This window comes from Rhodopila sp. (assembly GCF_965277825.1).
Classification (GTDB): Bacteria; Pseudomonadota; Alphaproteobacteria; order Acetobacterales; family Acetobacteraceae; genus Rhodopila.
The window spans coordinates 5,140,503-5,160,382 of the sequence record NZ_OZ255846.1; the positions used below are offsets into that span (position 1 = coordinate 5,140,503).

15 protein-coding genes and 2 pseudogenes are annotated in these 19,880 nt (G+C 63.5%); 16 read left to right on the forward strand and 1 reads right to left on the reverse strand.

Going from position 1 to position 19,880, the window contains the following annotated elements:
* Nucleotides 1-797: 797 nt before the first annotated feature.
* From ACQY4T_RS24730 to ACQY4T_RS24775, 10 genes are all read left to right on the forward strand, one after another.
* Nucleotides 798-1,682 (forward strand): hypothetical protein, encoded by an 885-nt coding sequence (locus ACQY4T_RS24730; protein ID WP_428536076.1) that lies wholly within the window; start codon nucleotides 798-800, stop codon nucleotides 1,680-1,682.
* Nucleotides 1,683-1,756: 74 nt separating this feature from the next.
* Nucleotides 1,757-3,082 (forward strand): purine-cytosine permease family protein, encoded by a 1,326-nt coding sequence (locus ACQY4T_RS24735; protein ID WP_428536078.1) that lies wholly within the window; start codon nucleotides 1,757-1,759, stop codon nucleotides 3,080-3,082.
* 53 nt (nucleotides 3,083-3,135) lie between these two features.
* A complete protein-coding gene (locus tag ACQY4T_RS24740; protein ID WP_428536080.1) occupies nucleotides 3,136-4,686 on the forward strand; it encodes a hydantoinase/oxoprolinase N-terminal domain-containing protein in 1,551 nt (516 codons plus the stop codon).
* Nucleotides 4,683-5,798, forward strand: a complete 1,116-nt coding sequence (locus ACQY4T_RS24745) for a DUF917 domain-containing protein (RefSeq protein ID WP_428536082.1) — start codon at nucleotides 4,683-4,685, stop codon at nucleotides 5,796-5,798. Before ACQY4T_RS24740 ends, ACQY4T_RS24745 begins: the two co-directional genes overlap by 4 nt.
* Nucleotides 5,789-6,904, forward strand: coding sequence for a DUF917 domain-containing protein (locus tag ACQY4T_RS24750; RefSeq protein WP_428536084.1), 1,116 nt, complete (start codon nucleotides 5,789-5,791; stop codon nucleotides 6,902-6,904). The genes ACQY4T_RS24745 and ACQY4T_RS24750 overlap by 10 nt, the downstream gene beginning before the upstream one ends.
* Nucleotides 6,905-8,032: 1,128 nt before the next feature.
* Complete coding sequence (locus ACQY4T_RS24755) at nucleotides 8,033-9,346, forward strand: ABC transporter substrate-binding protein (protein ID WP_428536086.1); 1,314 nt, start codon at nucleotides 8,033-8,035, stop codon at nucleotides 9,344-9,346.
* Nucleotides 9,347-9,447: 101 nt separating this feature from the next.
* Entirely contained in the window at nucleotides 9,448-10,308 is an 861-nt protein-coding gene (locus ACQY4T_RS24760; protein WP_428536088.1) for an ABC transporter permease, read from the forward strand.
* A gap of 11 nt (nucleotides 10,309-10,319) precedes the next feature.
* Complete coding sequence (locus tag ACQY4T_RS24765; protein WP_428536090.1) at nucleotides 10,320-12,380, forward strand: ATP-binding cassette domain-containing protein; 2,061 nt, start codon at nucleotides 10,320-10,322, stop codon at nucleotides 12,378-12,380.
* 59 nt (nucleotides 12,381-12,439) lie between these two features.
* Complete coding sequence (gene rutA / locus ACQY4T_RS24770; protein ID WP_428536092.1) at nucleotides 12,440-13,519, forward strand: pyrimidine utilization protein A; 1,080 nt, start codon at nucleotides 12,440-12,442, stop codon at nucleotides 13,517-13,519.
* Nucleotides 13,520-13,644: 125 nt separating this feature from the next.
* Nucleotides 13,645-15,045, forward strand: a complete 1,401-nt coding sequence (locus ACQY4T_RS24775) for an amidase (RefSeq protein ID WP_428536094.1) — start codon at nucleotides 13,645-13,647, stop codon at nucleotides 15,043-15,045.
* Between the two features lie 250 nt (nucleotides 15,046-15,295).
* On the opposite strand, the gene ACQY4T_RS24780 is transcribed toward ACQY4T_RS24775, so the two are convergent.
* Complete coding sequence (locus ACQY4T_RS24780; protein ID WP_428536096.1) at nucleotides 15,296-16,156, reverse strand: helix-turn-helix transcriptional regulator; 861 nt, start codon at nucleotides 16,154-16,156, stop codon at nucleotides 15,296-15,298.
* A 91-nt stretch (nucleotides 16,157-16,247) separates the two neighbouring features.
* Between ACQY4T_RS24780 and ACQY4T_RS24785 the strand changes: the two genes are divergently transcribed.
* From ACQY4T_RS24785 to ACQY4T_RS24810, 6 genes and pseudogenes are all read left to right on the forward strand, one after another.
* Complete coding sequence (locus tag ACQY4T_RS24785; RefSeq protein ID WP_428536098.1) at nucleotides 16,248-17,141, forward strand: SDR family oxidoreductase; 894 nt, start codon at nucleotides 16,248-16,250, stop codon at nucleotides 17,139-17,141.
* A 181-nt stretch (nucleotides 17,142-17,322) separates the two neighbouring features.
* A complete protein-coding gene (locus tag ACQY4T_RS24790; protein ID WP_428536100.1) occupies nucleotides 17,323-18,048 on the forward strand; it encodes an SDR family oxidoreductase in 726 nt (241 codons plus the stop codon).
* Between the two features lie 252 nt (nucleotides 18,049-18,300).
* The gene (locus ACQY4T_RS24795; protein ID WP_428536102.1) at nucleotides 18,301-18,990 is read left to right on the forward strand and encodes a lipocalin family protein; all 690 of its coding nucleotides are present in this window, start codon (nucleotides 18,301-18,303) and stop codon (nucleotides 18,988-18,990) included.
* Nucleotides 18,991-19,111: 121 nt separating this feature from the next.
* Nucleotides 19,112-19,201 (forward strand): annotated as a pseudogene (locus ACQY4T_RS24800) (hypothetical protein); the annotation flags it as partial.
* A gap of 122 nt (nucleotides 19,202-19,323) precedes the next feature.
* A pseudogene (locus tag ACQY4T_RS24805) lies at nucleotides 19,324-19,398 on the forward strand (hypothetical protein); the annotation flags it as partial.
* A gap of 39 nt (nucleotides 19,399-19,437) precedes the next feature.
* On the forward strand, nucleotides 19,438-19,851 hold the full coding sequence (locus tag ACQY4T_RS24810) for a hypothetical protein (protein ID WP_428543082.1): 414 nt from the start codon (nucleotides 19,438-19,440) through the stop codon (nucleotides 19,849-19,851).
* Nucleotides 19,852-19,880: the final 29 nt, after the last annotated feature.

Here is a 19,880-nt window from a genome sequence, read left to right on the forward strand (position 1 = left end):
CAATCTAGTATCCTGCCTTCGAACTTCGCCGCACTATGCGGCGGACGTAGAAGACAAGCAGGCCACTGAAACAAAGAGCTAGTGGCGCGAGACTCGCCAGCCACGGCGAACTTCAGACTCGAAACACTAGTGCCGCATGCGCCTAACGGATGGACGTTCGCTCCTGGACGCTGCCGACATCTTGTGCATCTCCCGCTAGAGCTAGAACGCCCTCGCCACACCAAGGCACCCCGGCACAGCTTCTATCATGCATGACCTTGCCGAACCGCACGAACCTGAGCCATTGGCGCCAAAGGCTATTTGCCTGCCCGACGTTATCCTGAAATAACGCGCCGTTGTTGCAAGCGATCGAGCCGCCATCTCGCAGCATCGCCGACTTCATGAAACCGTCGCCTGAAAGATGCCCAGCATAATCGGTCCGCATAGGCAGCGACAAATGTATCAACCGTAGATATATCACATTGTATGCTTAAAAGATTGACACCATACATCGTTTCGATCATCGATATCGAGCGCCCATCGCAACATGATTGTCCGACCGCAAATTTAGGCATGGAACTTGCGAGGCGTCCTCTGGCTCTTGGACCGACTGCTGTTCCAAGAACCAGGCTTCCAGTCCAACGCCTCAAAGGGCCTGAAGATGTCGCGGAATGCTGCTTACGATGCCAGCCTCTGCATCGGAAACGAAGATAGTTACCGGCTGGGCATTACGACATCGGGCATCCGTGATCGCGCGCCTGATCTCCAACGACATTTGAAATTAATCACCGGGCGTTGCCCAAACAAGGAGCCGCATGATGAATCGTCTGCCTGTTGCTGCCACACTTCTCGCGGGCGGCTTGCTCTGTCTGTCTACCACAGCGCAAGCCCGCGAATTTCTTGGCTTTAGTCAGCCCGGTTTTCCAGGCTCCTTGGCTTGGCAGCTCTATCCTACTTTCCAGCCGACCTCCGGTGGCACCAACTCAGCCTACGCCTTCGCCGAATTAGCCTACTACTCGAAAACCGGCTTCACCGGCACGACACGGGACCAGTTCGAATACTGGGTCGGTGCGGATATAGGTTATGCCGATACCAAAGGTGCGGCAGGCAGCAGCGGTTGGGGGACAGCATTTCCCGAACTTGGAATTGAATACTATTACAATGTGCTTCAACCAACAACGCCACGAGGCTCGGCGGATTTTCGCTCATTTTGGGTCAGCCCCACATTTTACGTGAACTTCCCCAACGGCAACACGCAAAGCTCGGGATACGGCGCCGGCGATGACCAGTACTCGATGAATTTCAACGTCAACACCTTCAACCAGTGGGGGCCTGTTATCCTCACCTTTGATACGGTCGAGTTCAACTACTCCTTCAAGAACCTCAACAGTACACCGGCACCCGGAACCTTGAATGGATTCACCAAGGCAACCGGTGGCCTAAGCCTGACCTTCGCCGATTTGGCGGTCGGCTATCAGCTTACCCCCGACATAGCCATCGGCGTGCTCCATCAATTCGATTATAACAACGTCGCAGGCTCTAGCTTCAGGCATACCAGCGAAGGCATTATCGGCCCCACCTTCACCTATGCCGGCTTTGCCAAGATCGGTCTGTTTTTCGCCGGCGCGGTCGAGACCGACTACTACCGGGAAAACATGAACCACAACACCTACATCACCGGCTGGATAACAAAAACCTTCTGATACAACACCGGCGACTGCACGGGCTGGTGCAGTCGCCAACATCACCGAAACGCAACAACGGATCGGAGCTCGCTATGAGCCAGCCTGTAGTTCAAGACGCCGGGCCGTCGCTGGACGATTACGCTCTGTCCCGTGTGCCGCAGGCCGCACGCTATTCGTGGTGGAGCGTTGCACTGCAGCGCTTCGGACAACTGTCTTGCTTGTCGCAGTTCTTGCTGGGATCGGCGCTTGGCTTCGGCATGACCTTCTGGGCCGCGTTCTGGGCACTCACCTTTGGTTCGGTGATCCTCGAACTGGTCTCCATCCTGATCGGCATTGCAGGACAGCGCGAAGGCCTCAGCACCTATGTATTGGCGCGCTGGACCGGCTTCGGCCGTCACGGCGCAACCCTGTTGTCGGTGGTCATCGCCATCACCCTGATCGGCTGGTTCGGCGTGCAGAACGAATTGTTTGCCCAGGGGCTGGCCTCCCTGATCGGCGGCTTGCCGGTCGCCGTATGGTCGTTGATCTGCGGCCTGGCCGTCACCTTGATCGTCATTTTCGGCTTCCTGTCGATGACCTGGACAGCCTACGTCACCGTTCCCGCCTTCCTGGTGCTCGCCGGCTGGTCGATTGTCAGCGCGCTGCAGCAGCATTCCCTCGCCGCCCTGATCGCTTCCCCACCACCCGGGCCGCCGCTCAGCCTGGGTGCCGGAACCACCCTGGTCGCCGGCGGCTTCATCGTCGGCGCTGTCATCACCCCGGACATGACACGCTACAACCGATCCACGGCTGATGTCGTGAAGCAAACCATCGTGGGCATGTCCATCGGCGAGTATCTGATCGGGCTGATCGGCGTCCTGTTGGCCCACGCCGTCGGCAGTTCCGATGTCGTGCGGATCGTGACGTCAACCACAAGCTCCATCGGCACCGTGGTGTTGATCGCCGCGACACTAAAAATCAACGACTGGAACCTTTATTCCGCCTCACTCGGCATCGTCAACGTGGTGCAGGCGATCACCGGGCGGCACGTCAGTCGCGCCTGGATGACGCTGCTGGTCGGCATCCTTGGCTCCGTCCTGTCGATGCTGGGAATCCTGAGCGGCTTCGTCGGCTTCCTGATCTTGCTGGGTGTCGCCATACCCCCGGTCGCCGGCATCATCGTCGTCGAGTATTTCGTGGTGCAACGCTGGCGCCCGCAACTTGAACAGACCCGCCTGACAGGAACGCTGCCGACCGTGGTGCAAGACTGGAACCTCCCCGCCCTGATCGCCTGGGCCAGCGGATTCGCGGTCGGCTACGTCGTGCACGTGGGTGTGCCGTCGATCAATTCTCTGGTGGTCGCCGGCGCCGTCTACTGGGCGGTCACCATGGTTTCCGGCCAGAACCGCCAACAGGTCGCCCACCCCAGCAGCATCTGATACCAGCGCCCAGCGGGACGATAACCGGCGGGACGATAACCAAGGACCACAACATGCGGATCGGCATAGACGTCGGCGGCACCAACACGGACGCCGTCTTGATGGACGGCATGAACGTGCTCGCCTCCCGCAAGGCTTCGACCACCCAGGACGTCAGCGGCGGCATCGTCGCCGCATTGGAATCCGTCTTGCGCGACGCCGCGGTCGAGCCGTCACGCGTCCAGGCGGTGATGATCGGCACCACGCATTTCACCAACGCCGTCATCGAACGTCGGCGCTTGCTGCAAGTGGCAACCATGCGCCTTGCGCTGCCCGCAACCCAGGCACTGCTGCCCTTCATCGACTGGCCGGACGAACTCCGCGATGTGCTCGGTGGCCATACCTATCTCCTACGTGGCGGCCACGAGTTCGATGGGCGTCTGATCTCGCCGTTGGACGAGGACGGGATGCGCGACGCCGCCGCCGACATCCGCAGCAAGCGGCTCCGCGCGGCAGCCATCACCTCGGTCTTCTCGCCGGTCAATCCAGCCATGGAAAAACGCGCCGCCGAAATCCTGCGCGAGGCCGTACCCGACATCGCGATCACGCTGTCCCACGAAATTGGTCGCATCGGCTTTCTGGAGCGGGAAAACGCCACCATCATGAATGCCTGCCTGGCGGACCTGGCCGCCCGCGTCGTCCAATCGTTCCGCCAGGCCCTCAAACGGCTAGCGATCGACGCGCCATTCTTCATCAGCCAGAACGACGGCACCCTGATGGCAGCCGAACAGGTAGAGCGTTTTCCGGTGCTGACATTCGCATCCGGCCCGACCAACTCGATGCGTGGCGCCGCTCTGCTGTCGGGCTTGCGCGATGCGATGGTGGTCGATATCGGGGGCACCACATCTGATGTCGGCATGCTGACGAACGGCTTCCCCCGCCAATCCTCGGTGACCGTCGACATCGGCGGCGTGCGGACCAACTTCCGCATGCCTGACGTGCTGTCGTTCGGGCTCGGCGGCGGCAGCCTGGTGCGGGACGGCGGCGCGCGGATCGGTCCGGATTCGGTCGGCTACGAGATCACCACCCGCGCCATGGTGTTCGGCGGCAACGACCTGACCACAACCGACATCGTCGTCGCGGCGGGGCTCGCCGATATCGGCGACCGCAGCCGCGTCGCCGCGCTTGATCCGCGGCTGATCGAGACCGCGCTTGATACCATTCACCGGATGGTGGACGAAAATGTCGACCGGATGAAGACCAGCGCGAATCCGCTGCCGGTGATTCTGGTCGGCGGTGGGGCCATCCTGGTGCAGCGTGAACTGCCCGCCGCCTCCGCTGTGATACGCCCCGAACAGGCCGGCGTGGCGAATGCCATCGGCGCCGCGATTGCGCAGGTCGGCGGCGAGACCGACCGCGTCTTCTCCCTGATGGGCATGACCCGGGCGGAAGCGCTCGACGAAGCGAAGCGCGAGGCGACCGATCGCGCGCTGGCAGCGGGGGCGGATCCCACCAGCATCGAAATCGTCGATGTGGAAGAAGTGCCGCTTGCCTATCTACCGAGCAGCGCTGCCCGCATCCGCGTCAAAGCGATCGGCGATCTCATCTTGCAGCCAATCCCATGAAGCTGAATGAGAAAGACCTCGCGGATCTTTGCCGCGGCGCCGCCTTTCTGGGCACCGGTGGCGGCGGTGACCCTTATGTCGGCAGGCTGATGGCACAAGCGGCGATGCGGGCAGGCAACGGTGTAGAGATCATCCCGCTCGATCAACTGGCGGACGACGCCCTGGTGATCCCCACCGCCATGATGGGCGCGCCAACGGTCCTGGTCGAAAAGCTTCCCTCCGGCGACGAAGCCTTCCAATCGTTGCGTCGGATCGAGCAGCGACTCGGACGTCGTGCCACCGCAACCATGCCGATCGAGGTCGGAGGCATCAATTCGACCATCCCGTTGATCGTCGGCGCACGCCTCGGACTGCCGGTGGTCGATGCGGATGGCATGGGACGCGCCTTTCCCGAACTGCAGATGGAGACATTCTCGGTCTACGGCATCTCCGGCACGCCGATGGCTGTCAGCAACGAACACGGTGACATGGCGCTGATCGACACCCGCGACAATGCCTCGATGGAATGGATTTCCCGCGGCGTTGCCATCGCCATGGGCGGCTGCGCCTATATCGCCGAGTACGCGATGTCGGGGGCGGAGGCACGCCGCACCGCCATTCCCGGCACGTTGACGCTCGCGCTGCGCATCGGCCGCACTATTCGTGAGGCACGCGAGCAGCACCGTGATCCATTCCGGGCGCTGATCGAGCTGTTGCCAAGCACACCTTACTCGTTCGGCTGCATTCTTTTCGATGGCAAGATCGTCGACGTCCGGCGTGAAACCCGCAACGGCTTCGCACTCGGTCGCACCACGATCCGCAGCCTGAACGGCAGCTCGACGATGGAACTGGAATTTCAGAACGAGAACCTGATCGCCCGTGACGGCAATGAGGTTCGCGCGATCGTGCCGGACCTGATTTGCGTGCTGGATAGCGCAACCGCGGAACCGATCACCACGGAAACGCTCCGCTACGGCCAGCGCGTCAAGGTCATGGCCGTCGCTGTACCGCCGATCATGCGCACACCCGAAGCGCTGGCGGTGTTTGGTCCCGCCGGCTTCGGGATGTCCGAACCGTTCCGCCCGATCGAGCAACTCGCGGCCGGCCGTCGAGGAGACAGCGCATGTGGCTGACCGCTGCCGAAATCAGCGATCTCGCCCGGGGCGCAGCTTTTCTCGGCACTGGCGGCGGCGGTGATCCCTACATCGGGCGGCTGGTCGCGGAGCAGGCGCTTGTCCGCAGCGGCGGCGTTGAGTTGCTGCCGCTTGAAGCGCTTCCGGACGATGCGCTGGTCATCGCCGCTGGCAACATGGGCGCGCCCACCGTGCTGGTGGAAAAGCTGCTAAGCGGCGGCGAGTCGGTGGCAGCCGTGCGACGCCTGGAGACCCATCTCGGACGCAAGGCAACCGCGATCATTCCCTGCGAGGCAGGAGGTATAAACTCCACGCTGCCGGTGTTGATCGCTGCGGAAATGGGTCTGCCGGTGGTCGATGCGGACGGGATGGGACGGGCTTTTCCCGAAATGCAGATGGAAACTTTCGGCGTGTACGGCGTCAAGGCCTCGCCGATGGCGATCGCCAACGAGCACGGCGAGACCGTGATCGTCGAGGCCCACTCCAACCACATGGTGGAATGGATCGCCCGCGGCATCGCCATCCGCATGGGCGGCCAATGTTCTATCGCCTCCTATGTCATGGATGGCCGCACCGCGCGTGACGTCTCGGTACCGGGGACAATGAGTCTGTGCCTGCAAATAGGGCGTATCATCCGCGAGGCCCGCCAGTCCCACCGCGATGCCTTCGCCGCCTTGATCGCGTTCTTTCCAACCACGCACTACCGCCATGCGCGGCTGATTTTTCGCGGCAAGGTCACTGATGTCAACCGTCGTACCGAACGCGGCTTCGCGCTGGCTCATGTCCGCATCGAAGGTCTCGACGAATGGGCCGGCACGATGGAATTGGAGGTGCAGAACGAAAACCTGGCCGCCCGCGTCGGCGGCCAAATACGGGCGATCGTGCCAGACCTGATCTGCGTGCTCGATACGCCAACCGCCGAACCAATCACCACCGAGCGGTTGCGTTACGGCCAGCGGGTCACTGTCATGGCTGTGGCGGTGCCCCCGATCATGTGTACGCCGCAGGCACTAGCGGTTTTTGGACCAACGGCATTCGGAATGGCCAAACCCTACGAACCGCTTGACTCAATCCCGATATCGGCCACGCCAGCCGGCCCGATATAGGCAACGCAGCGGGGACCGTGCATCGCAGGGCCAAGCCAGCGAGCCTCAACTGCCTCGATCCGGAACCACCGCGCAGACCTCCCCCGCGACCCGCCTGGAGGACAGCGAAGTGCTCGAGGTTGCCTGCACGACAAAGACCGTGTGCGTGCGACCGCGATGGTTGTGGCGCTCGTCGTCCAGGTTATCGCGCAGAGCAGCCGGATTTCGGTCCAGCGCCCTCCTTCATCCCCTAGACGCTTCTCCAAAGCCGTGATCCCCTGGACGCTTCGCCAAAGCCATACCTTCGCTGCGGGCAGGCGGCGTCCAGGCCGTCACACGCCCGACACGAGGCACGCCGGCCGCGGACGCTACTCCCCACCAGTCGCCGCACTACCAGTCGCCGCACTACCAGTCGCTGCGGTAGAAGACTGTGCGCCCGGCATCGGATTGTCGGTCCCGCCGCCGCCACTGCCGCCGCCTCCAGCCGCGAAAGCCGGTGCCGCGGTCGCAATCGCCAGCGCCGCCACGGCAGCGAACATCAATTGCCTCATTTGTCGATCTCCATAACAAGGGTCATCGAGACGAATTCAAAATGATGCCCTTACGCATCTATATGGCGCGTCCGCCAGGCGCCAGTAGAGCGTTCGTTGCATATGTCCCATACGCAAAACCGATGAACAACCTATGCGCTGAACACATCCCTCACGACGACACACGGCAATAGCGGGGGCACCGCCGCTTTCGCGCCGTCCGCCGCCGTTACCTGGATCGTCGTCCTCGTCGCCTCGACCAATGAACTTTGCGCGCACCCCGGGCAATTGCATCTGACCCAACCGCACGACGCCCAACCCACGGAAAGCATATGCAAGGTCTTCAAACTCGGTTTCCAGCATAACGCCTATCTGCGGCCATCAGCGTGAATCTGCGGTCCCAAACCGCTTCTCTTGCTCACACCGCGTCCGCCGAACACCCCCGACCGAAAATCCATATGCGATGACCCCGCCTGCGCCCAGATTGCGCATGATTGGTACGTCGTTTGCATCACGAAGTCCGCATCATCGAGCCCAGATCGCAAAGCGTAACGCCCGGTAATGGCCACGCTGTGTGCCATTACCGGGCTGTCGGGCAAATCTGGAAAAGGGGGCTGGCGTGACCACAAGCAGCAAGACAACGGGCAATCAGCCGGGGCTGTCGCGCCGCCGGCTCCTGAAGGGCGCCGCCATCGGTGCGGGTGCCGCGATCGGCTCAAGAGCCGTCACCGGATTCCCGACAATCTGGGCGCAGAACATCAAGGACGTGAAGCTCATCCACATCGGCGGCTCATACGCCTGCATCAAGGAAATCGGCGATCAGGCTGGCAAGGACCTCGGCTTCAAGGTCGAGATGCAGGTGGTCGATCCCTCGACCCAGCTCAGCCGGACGCTCACCCAGCCGCAGAGCTTTGACATCAACAACATCGACAACTCCTCGATCGCCTACATGGTAGGCAAAGGCGTGCTGAAGCCGATCCCGGTCAAGGACTACAAGCTGTGGGACCAGACCGTGCCGATCTTCACCACCGGCAAATTCCCCGACGGCAGGCCGATCCCGACGCAGGGACTCTCGCCGATGAAGACCGGGTTCTGGACCGGGCCCGACGCCAAGAAGCTTGCCACCACGGCGACCGACTACCTCACCATGGTGCCCAGTCTGTTCAACGCCGACACCTTGGGCGTCCGCCCGGACATGGTGGGCGGACGCGACAAGGTCACCAGTTGGGGCGACCTGATCAGCCCGAAATATCACGGCAAGGCGGCCCTGGTCGACTACGCGCCGGTCGGCATTATCGACGCAGCGATGGCGCTGGAGGCCACCAACCAGGTCAAATACGTCGACAAAGGCAACATGACCAAGGCGGAGATCGACAAGACCGTCAAACTCATGGAGGCCCTGAAGAAGTCCGGACATTTCCGCGCGTTCTGGAGCAATTTCGACCAGTCGGTGAACTTGATGGCGTCCGGCGAGGTCGAAATCCAGTCGATGTGGTCGCCCGCCGTCACCGCCGTGCGCTCACGCGGGATCGACTGCTACTTCGCCCCGCTGAAGGAAGGCTACCGCGGCTGGAGCAACGGCATTACCCCGATGGCGCACCTGACCGGCCTGAAGTCCGACTGCGCGATGCAATACCTCAACTGGTACAATTCCGGCTGGCAAGGTGGTTTCATCGCGAAACAAGGCTACTACACCCCAGTGCCCGAAACCGCGCGGAAATTCATGACGCCGGAGGAATGGGACTACTGGTACGAGGGCAAGCCGGCCGCCGTGGACATCAAGGACCCCTACGGCAACCTGATGGAGAAGAAGGGTGCGGTACGCGACGGCGGCTCGCTTTGGCAGCGCGAGGGTAACGTCAAGGTCTGGAACACCGTGATGGACGAAGACCGCTACCTCACGCGGCGGTGGAACGACTTCATCTCGGCATAATCAGACCTAGGTCGGCGTGATCAGGCGCGGGCGGTCATCCGCCCGCCCGCTATCTCGCCTGATCCTCAGGCCCATTTCCATTACAGGGAACGCACACCGGCATGAGGATACGCCCAACTCTCGCGTCCTGGCTGCAAATCGGCCCGCTCGCCACCGTACTGTTACTGTTCTTCGGCATTCCCGTAATCGTCGTCGTCGTCGTCAGCTTTTTCGACTTCGGGCACACCGACATCATCCCGACCTTCATCCTCGATAATTACACAGACATCTTCACCTCCGAAACGACGAAGCGGCTCTACCTGAGCTCGTTGAAATACGCCGTCATCGTGTGGGCAATCACCTTGGTGATCGGCTTCACACTGGCCAATTACCTGGTGTTCCACGTCCACAGCCTGCTGCTCAAGATCGGCCTGTTCCTGCTGTGCTCGGTGCCGTTCTGGACCTCCACGATCATCCGCATGATCTCCTGGATTCCGTTCCTTGGAACCAATGGTATCATCAACTCGGCACTGCTGCGCATGCACCTGATTTCGCACCCGCTTGAGTTCCTGCTGTTCTCCGACTTCGCCGTGATCGTCGCCTATGTCCACCTGTTCACCCTGTTCATGATGGTGCCGATCTTCAACTCGATGGCCCGCATCGACACACGCCTGATCGAGGCGGCAAAGGATGCCGGGGCGTCGCGCTGGACCATCCTGCGCGAGATCGTACTGCCGCTCTGCAAAAGCGGTATCGCGCTTGGCTCGATCTTCGTGGTGACGCAGGTGATGGGCGACTTCTTCGTCGTCAAGGTCATGAGCGGCGGTCAAAGCGCTTCGGTCGTGTCGGCACTGCAGAACGAGATCGCCGCGCTGCAGTATCCGCCGGCAGCGGCGAGTGCCGTCGTCCTGGTGATCGTGGTCATGATGATGGTGGCCGGGATCCTTCGCGTTGTCGATGTGCGCAAGGAACTCGCCACCTGATGGACAACACCATGCAAACAACGATCGCCAACAATCGCCCGTGGACGTTCTACGCGCTGACCCTCTGCTTCGTGCTGTTCCTGGCGTTTCTGTACGGGCCGATGCTGGTCATCTACATCCTGTCCTTCCAGGGAACGGAAGGCGGTCTGACCTTCCCGCTGCGCGGCGTCTCGACGCACTGGTTCCACGAACTGATCGATAACGGGCGCAGCGGCGACATTGCCGGGACCTTCGTCCGCTCGATCGAACTGGCCGCGGTCGTCGCCGTCATCTCGGTACTGATGTGCGTCAGCGCCGGACTTGGTTTCCGCCGCCGCTTCTTCGGCTCAGGCGTCGTGTTCTACATGGTGATCGCCAGCCTGGTGATGCCGGGGCTGTTCGTCGGGCTGGGCATTTCCCTGATCTACCAGTTGCTCGGCTGGCAGACCGATTGGCGCAGTTCCGGCCTCGGCGCCCAGCTAACCTGGACGCTTCCGTTCGGCCTGCTGGTGATGTTCGCCGTGATCGGCCGCTTCAACCGATCGTACGAAGAAGCCGCCAGCGACCTTGGCGCCACCGCCTGGCAGGGCACGCGGGAGGTGACGCTGCCGATCCTGCTACCCGGCATCATCGGAGTTGCCCTGTTCGGCTTCACCCTGTCCTACGACGAGTTCGCCCGCACCGTGCTGACGGCAGGCAGCCAGAACACGCTGCCGCTGGAGATCTGGGCGATGACCACCAACGTGACGTCGCCGGCGCTGTACGCGGTCGGCACGGTCACCACGCTGGTGTCGTTCGTCGTGATCGGCACCGCCCTCGGCTCGATCGCCCTGATCCAGCGGCGGCGATCGCGCCACCTCGCGGCATCCACCGCCGGCTTTCGCCCTGACGCGACGCTTTCCACCGATCACGGGAGACCCGCCATGGCCACCGCCCCGAAAAACGGCCAGATCGAACTCGTCGCTGTGTCCAAGATCTACACCCCCGGTGCGCCGCCGGCGGTAAACCAGCTCGATCTACGCGTCGATAACGGCGCCTATTGCTGCTTGCTGGGGCCCAGCGGCTGCGGCAAGACGACGATCCTGCGCATGATCGCCGGTCACGAATTTCCCACCTCCGGCGACGTACTGATCGGAAACCGTAACGTCACCACCCTGCCCCCCGCTGAACGTGGCACCGCGATGATGTTCCAGAGCTACGCGCTGTTCCCGCATCGCAGCGTGATCGACAATGTTGCCTTCGCCCTGAAGGTGCGCGGCATCGGCAAGACCGAACGCCACGCCACCGCGCGGACGCTGCTGGAGAAGGTGCGGTTGGAGGCATTTGCCGACCGGCTGCCATCGGAACTGTCCGGCGGCCAGCAACAGCGTGTTGCATTGGCACGCGCATTGATCACCAACCCGCAGGTGCTGCTGCTGGACGAGCCGCTATCGGCGCTCGACGAATACCTGCGCCTGCGCATGCGCGGCGAACTACGGCGCATTCAGCGCGAGCTTGGCATCACCTTCGTCCACGTGACCCACACCCAGCTCGAGGCAACCGCCGTCGCCGATACCGTTGTGGTCATGGAACAAGGCCGCATCGAGCAGGCCGCATCGGCCCGCGATATCTTCCTGCACCCACGCAATGCCTACGTCGCGCGCTTCATCGGCGGGCAGAACGTGCTGTCCGGCGCGGTAGAGCGCCTGGTCGATGGCCGGGCAATGATGTTGACCGGCACCGGCGCGCATATCGATGTGCCGCTTAAGGGTGCTCGGGTGGCGGCCGGAGAAACCTTGTTCGCCTCGCTCCGCCGAGACCGCATCGCCGTGCGCCGGCCGGCCCCGGGCGAGTTGTGCCGTGAATTGCCCAACAGCGTCACCGGCGAGGTCCACACCATCGAAAACCAGGGCTCATACGTCAAGATCACGATCGATCTCGCCAACGGCGAGGAGTTCGTCGCCAATGTGCTTGATGAAAATTACTTCGTCGATCCGATCGATATCGGCGATCAGGCCGTGGCCAGTTGGTCCGCGACCGATGTGCGTCTGCTGGAGGATCGTCCTCCAGTCGAGGATACAGCCATGAAACAGCCACACACGATCGCGGCCTGAGCCGGAACCCAGGCGTGCTGTGCCCGGGCAACCGATAGATCTATCACGGAGCTGAACTCATGGATATTGGCGTATTCATTCCGATCGGCAACAACGGCTGGCTGATCTCCAAGACCTCGCCACAGTACAAACCCAGCTTCGCGCTGAACCGCACCGTGGTGCGGAAGGCCGAGCAGTATGGGTTGGATTTTGCGCTGTCGATGATCAAGTTGCGCGGTTTCGGCGGCGCGTCCGAGTTCTGGGACCACAACCTCGAATCCTTCACCCTGATGGCCGGGCTCGCTGCGGTCACCAGCCGCATCCGGCTCTATGCCACCGCCGCGACGCTGACCATCCCGCCGGCGATCGTTGCGCGCATGACCAGCACCATCGACAGCATCGCGCCCGGCCGGTTCGGCGTGAACCTGATCACCGGCTGGGCGAAAGCCGAATATGACCAGATGGGCCTGTGGCCGGGCGAGGCACATTACGAACGTCGCTACGACATGCTGACCGAGTACACCACGATCCTGCGCCAGCTCTGGACCGAGGGACGCTCGGACTTCAAGGGCGAATTCTATACCATGAACGACTGTCGCCTGAGCCCCCGCCCGGCTGCCTTGGTGCCGCTGGTATGCGCCGGTCAGAGCGCGCGCGGCATGCAGTTCGCAGCCGCGTTTGCCGACTACAATTTCTGCGTTGGCAGCGGGCTCAACACGCCCACCGCCTACGCCGCCACCAATGCTCGGCTATCGGCGGAACTGGCGAAAACCGGACGCGATGTCGGCAGCTATCCGCTGATGATGGTTATCGCCGACGAAACCGATGACGCCGCGTTCGCCAAATGGCAATGCTATGTCGACGGCGCGGATGCCGAGGCGCTGTCCTATCTCGGCCTCCAGGCCGGCGCCGACAGCAACGCCGATGCCGGTTCCTCGGCACGCTGGATGACGCAGACAACATCGCCGGTGAACTTCAACATGGGAACCCTGGTCGGCTCCTACGCCAACATCGCACGCATGCTGGATGAAGCAGCCGCGGTGCCCGCTACCGCGGGCATCATGCTGACGTTCGACGATTTTGTCGTCGGCATGGACCAGTTCGGCCAGCGCATCCAACCGCTGATGACCAGCCGCACCCATCTCCGTGCGGTGGCGTGACAGACAGCAAGCTTGCGGCTGCGCCGGCGCGCAATCCGGCGTGCCCAACACCGGCTGAGGCAAACGCGGTTCGCGCCAAACTCGCCCGCCATCTTCGATAACCACTAAGCTGGAGTTGCACTGCAATGACATCTGAACCCTTGCACTATCTCAGCCTGATGGATCTGTCGGCGAAACTGAAATCCGGCGCCATAACGCCAACAACGGTGACCGAAGCATTGCTGGCGCGCATCAAGCAGCACGATGGCAGCCTGAAGTCCTACACCACACTTCTGGCCGACCGAGCGATGGCGCAAGCCCGTGTCGCGGAGCACGAGATCAAACGCGGCTTCTGGCGCGGCCCACTGCATGGCGTACCGATCGCGGTGAAAGACCTCTGCTACACCACGTTCGCGCCAACCGCGGCCGGCATGTTCATCCACAAGGACTTTGTCCCGCCGTACAACGCAACCGTGGTCGAACGGCTGGAACGCGCCGGCGCCATCATCCTTGGCAAGCTGACAATGACCGAGGGCGCCTACGCGACCCACCATCCCAACATGCCAACGCCGCTCAATCCGTGGAACGCGGAGGTCTGGACAGGCAGTTCGTCGAGCGGTTCGGGTGCCGCGACGGCCGCCGGGTTGTGCTACGCGTCGCTAGGATCGGACACCGGCGGCTCGATCCGTTATCCGTCGTCGGGCTGCGGGCTGACCGGGCTGAAGCCGACCTGGGGACGGGTCAGTCGCTACGGCATCTGCCATCTGTCGGAATCGCTTGATCACATTGGTCCGATGACCCGCACCGCCGCCGATTGCGCCGCCGTGCTGGCGGCCATCGCGGGCGCCGATCCGAACGATACCACAGCGCTGCTGGCGCCGGTGCCCGACTACCTTGGCGAACTCGATGGCGGCATCCGCGGCCTGCGCGTCGGCATCGCCCAGGAGTACGCGTTTGACGGCCTCGACGACGAGCTGCTGTCCGTGCTGCTGGCGGCAAGCGACTCTCTGGTGACGCTGGGCGCTCGGCTGGTGCCGGTGACATTCCCACCGATCACCGAGGCGGCGACCGCCTGGGGCCACCTGTGCATGACGGAAACCGCGATCGCCCATGAAAAAACCTATCCCGACCGAGCGAAGGAGTATGGGCCGGGGCTTGGCAAATTCCTGGCCGGGGCGGCGTCGGTGAGTACGATGGATCTGGGCAAGGCGCAGATCACCCGCGGCAAGTTCGCCGGACAAGTGGCCGCTTCGATGCAGGACGTCGATGTATTGCTGGTGCCGGTGATGAAAACCACGACACCAGGTGCCGCGGAATGGATCGAGATGGCGAAGGGCGATCTGGCGCATTTGCTGCGCTACACCGCCGAGTTCAACTTCACCGGCATGCCGGCGATCACGCTGAATGGCGGGTTCGACAAACGCGGTGCGCCGGTTGGCTTCCAGTTGGTCGGCAAACATCTGTCAGAGCCGCTTCTGCTGCGCGCCGCGCACGCGTTTCAGTCGGTCACCGACTTCCACGCCCGCTACCCCGCGCTCGCTGGGTGACGGTTGTCATGACAAATGACGTTCACGCCCGGCACCCCACGCTTCGCTGGGTGACAGTTGTCATGACAACTTACTTCCACGCCTGGCACCCCGCGCTCGCTGGGTGACGGTTGTCATGACAACGGCGATGCCATTGCGACAGGAACGCAAAACGACAGCACTGACGGGACAGGCGGCATTGGTTACGAGCGCGCGACGGGCGATCGGCAAAGCGACCGCCATTGCCCTGGCACGAGCCAACCGAGCCGCGTTATCGTTTCCCATTGGCAAAAACTTCGCCCGACCGCGCCTTCACCAATGACCTGATCCGTTCCGCCATCGCCGGCGTCGCCGGATTGTAGACCACCATGCTCAAGTCCGGTCGGCCGTCCACCGCGAACGCTGAATATTCGAACGCGATCGGGCCGAGAACCGGGTGTCGTATCTGCTTCACACCCTCGCCGTGGCTGCGGACGTCGTTGTCAGGCCACATCGCCTTGAACTCAGGGCTCAGCCGGCAGAGGTCGTCGACCAGAGGTTGCACCTCGGCCGCCGCTCCCGCACGCGCCGCATCCACCCTGAATGCGCCGACCACGAACCGCGCCACGCTTTCCCAATCATGTTGCGCAGCGCGCACGCCAGGATTGAGAAAGATGATACGCAGCACATTGCGCTGCTCCGGCGGCAGCGACCCATAGTCGGTCAGCATCACAGTCGCCGCCCGGTTCCAGCCGACCACGTCCCAAGTCGCGGTCCTGATAAAGGCCGGGCTCGGTTCCAACGCATCGAGCACGCGCTGCAGCCGCGGCGTGACGCCTTCGTCCTTGCGGTAGCGCACCTCGGGCTGGCGGCCCAGGCCAAGCAGGAACAGGTGCTCCCGCTCGACATCGGTCAGCATCAGTGCGCGGGCGATCCGGTCCAGCACGTCGGCCGAGGGTGCGCCGCCGCGGCTTTGCTCAAGCCACGTGTACCAGGTCGGGCTGATATTGGCACGCTGCGCGACCTCCTCGCGGCGCAGGCCAGGAGTGCGGCGCCGCGCCGCCGAAAAGCCCAGCACCGCCGGATCGAGCTTCGCGCGGCGGTCCTTCAGATAGGTTCCCAGCAGGGTCCCGCTGATGCTGTGCTCGCCCATCCTGTTACCCATTATACGATGATGATGTCACTACTTTACCAGGATACCCAACGAGCAAAGATCTGTCTCCGTCGAAACCTGGAGATCGATCATGCGTGTATTTGTGACTGGCGCCACCGGCTGGGTCGGCTCCGCCGTCGTCAACGACCTGATCGCCGCCGGCCATCAGGTCCTGGGTCTGGCCCGCTCGGACAACGCGGCAGCAGCGCTCGCCGCGGCAGGCGCCGAGGTTCATCGTGGCGCGCTCGATGACCTCGACAGTCTGCGGATCGGCGCCGCGCGCTCCGATGGCGTGATCCATACCGCCTTCAACCACGATTTCTCGAAATTCGAGGCGAATTGTGCCGAGGACGCCGGCGCCATCGGAGCGATCGGCGCGGTGCTTGAAGGCTCCGACCGTCCGCTGCTGGTGACGTCGGGGGTGCTGCTGCTCGCCCCTGGCCGCATGGCGACCGAGGCGGATCTACCGCCCGCCCACTCGGCCTCTTATCCCCGCAAGTCAGAGGCGGCGGCGGCCGCGCTTGCGGAACGCGGCGTCCGGGTAACCACCATCCGGCTTGCGCCGTCGGTCCATGGCCATGGCGACCATGGCTTCATTCCGCGGCTTATTCAGTTGGCGCGGGAGAACGCCGCGTCCGCCTACATCGGCAACGGGCTCAACCAATGGCCGGCGGTGCATCGGCTCGACGCCGCCCGCGTCTATCGGCTCGCGTTGGAACGCGGCGCCACCGACGGGCCGTTCCATGCCATCGCCGAGTTCGGCGTGCCGCTGAAGGCGATCGCCGAGGTGATCGGACGCCGCCTCAACATCCCCGTGGTCTCGAAGTCACCCGAAGAAGCGGCCCAGCATTTCGGCTGGATCGCGACGTTCGCCGGCAACGACGCCCCGACATCGAGCGCGCAGACCCAGTCCTTGCTCGGCTGGCAGCCGGAACAGCCCGGGCTGATCGCCGATCTCGATCACCCGGCCTATTTCACCCAATAGTTCCGCATCGGCAGCCCCAGGTCGGCCTCCCCGGATCGGCAGCCTTGGGTCGGCAGCCAGAGGCCGGCAGCCTCAGGCCAGCACCCCTGGATCGGCGGCTCCGGATCGGCGGCCCTGGATCGGCCGCCCCCGGCCGGCAAGAAATGACGATAGCCGCAGTGGCTTTCACAGGAGATGAACGATGAGTGATACGACGATGTCGCTTGCGGGAAAACGTGTCGTCCTGATCGGCGGCGCCTCGGGCATCGGCTTCGCGGTCGCCGCGCTCTCGCGAGCGCAGGGCGCGGAGGTGCTAATCGCTTCCCGCAATGCGGCCAATGTCGCGGCGGCCGTCGAGCGCTTGAGCGGAACCAAGGGCGCCACCGTCGATCTGCGGGACGAAGCGAGCGTATCAGGCTTCTCGCAGAACCTCGGCGCGTTCGATCATCTCGCGATCACGGCGGGCGACTGGGACGGCAGGCTGTTCCGGGCCACGCAGGACCTCGATCTCGCCGCGGCGCGCAACGGCTTCGACGTGCGTTTCTGGGGTGCGCTCGCCGCCGTCAAGCACGCCAGCCGCCTAGTCGCTGCAAACGGGTCTATCACCTTGACCAGCGGTATGCTCACCCATCGCCCCAGGAGAGCGACTTTGCTTGCGACCGCGATCGGCGGAGCGGTCGAGTCCCTGGTGCGCGGCCTTGCCGTCGATCTCGCTCCGCTGCGGATCAACGCTGTGCGTCCAGGTCTCATCCTGACCGATCATGTAAAGCAAATGCCACCCGACATGCAGCGGACTTACGTCGCCGGCTTGCCGTTGCCGCGCGCCGGGTCGCCGACCGAGGCCGCCACGGCCTATGTGTATTTGATGCTGAACAGCTACACGACCGGACAGATCCTCCCGGTGGACGGCGGTGGCGGCTTGGTGTGAACCCACCGCCTGCTCTGTCGGTGGGCCGGGAGGAAGCCGGCGCTCTGTTGTCTGTCAGCTCAGGGCCGCGTGCATGTCCGGGCATCCCAGCCCCGTTCATTCGCGGCACCCGAACCCGCCCCAGCCCAGTGTATTGAGGGCTCGGTGTATCTGATACTCACAGCCAATCGAGCGGTCGGATCCTGTCGGGCAACCGACGCCCCAGCCATTCGTTTATGATCCGAACCGCTGGCCGGTCCGTAGCAAGGTCGCATGGCACCCAACAAACGCACTCTGATGAAACGCGCCCCGGCCAGACCCATCCTGGCCACACCCATCCTGGCCACACCGTTGCTCGCCACAGCCACCCTGGCGACCGGCAAACCAACCAAACGCACCGCGGTTGCACGCAAGCTGGCCGTGCTGGCGATCGCGGCGCTCGGGGTCTCCGCTCTGGCTGCGTGCAGCGGCGACTCCGCGCCGCTGACCCTGGCGCCGAAGGTGGAGCTGGACCGCTATGCCGGGCGCTGGTACGTGATCGCCAACATTCCGTATTTCGCCGAAAAGGGTAATGTCGGCAGCTACTTCGACATCAGCTTCCAGGCCGGCGACAAGCTGACCGACGTCTACACCGCGCACCCCAAAACATTCGACGCGCCGACCAAATCCTACACCTTGAAGGGCTACGTGGTGCCCGGCACCGGCAACGCGCGCTGGCGGGAAAGTCCGTTCTGGCCGTTGTACCTGTCGTATCTGATCCTGTACGTCGATCCGGACTACCAGACCGCCCTGGTCGGCTACCCCGGCCGAGGCTACGGCTGGGTGTTCGCCCGCAAGCCGGTGATCGCGGACGCAGCCTATCAATCCCTGCTCCAGCGGATGCGGGATAAAGGCTACGACATCAGCCAATTCCGCCGGGTTCCGCAGGATGCCGCGCAAATTGGCAATCCTGGCTTCCAATAGCCACCCCAAGCGGTCTATGTGCGCCGCGCCGGATCGTTGACACGACTCGATCGTGACCGGTCACGGTTCGACAGCTTTGGACAGGGCGCAGGCAATATGACCGATAACCGAGTAGGCCCTCGTGCGGGCTGCAAGCGGCACGGGCCAGGGAACACGCTTTCGGGGAGCACGCTTTCGGGGACCACGCCTTCGGGGAGCACGCTTTCAGGGACCACGCCTTCGGGGACCACGCCTTCGGGGACCACGCCTTCGGGGACCACGCCTTCGGGGACCACGCCTTCGGGGACCACGCCTTCGGGGACCACGCCTTCGGGGACCACGCCTTCGGGGACCATGCTTTCGGGGACCATGCTTTCGGGGACCATGCTTTCGGGGACCATGCTTTCGGGGACCACGCTCTCAAGGACCATACTCTCGGGCACCATGCTCTCGCGGACCATGCTGCCGATGACCGTGCTCTTGATCAGCGGGCTGACGCTGGGCGGCTGCTTGCAGAACGCGGCTTCCGTATCCGGCCCGCGGGTCTATGCCGCCGACCTGGCCGGGGCGGCGAAAGCCTGCGAGGTGGGCAAGATCACACCGCTCGCCAATACCGGGTCCGAGACCGCGATGAAACTGGCCAATGACGGCGGCTGGTGCGCCATCAGCGTGCATCAGGAAGGCCCCAAGCCATACGAGGCCGGACTGCTGACGCAACGGCCGGACCACGGCAACGTGCTGATCCACGAGGTCGGGGACGAAACCCGGATCGACTACACGCCGGATCGCGGTTTCACCGGCAGCGACAGCTTCGCGGTCAAGCTGATCCCCGGCGGGGCCAGCATCCGCACCGCGGTGACGGTGACGGCAAAGCGCGGCTGACCGTTTTTCCCGGCGCGGCGACAGGTCAG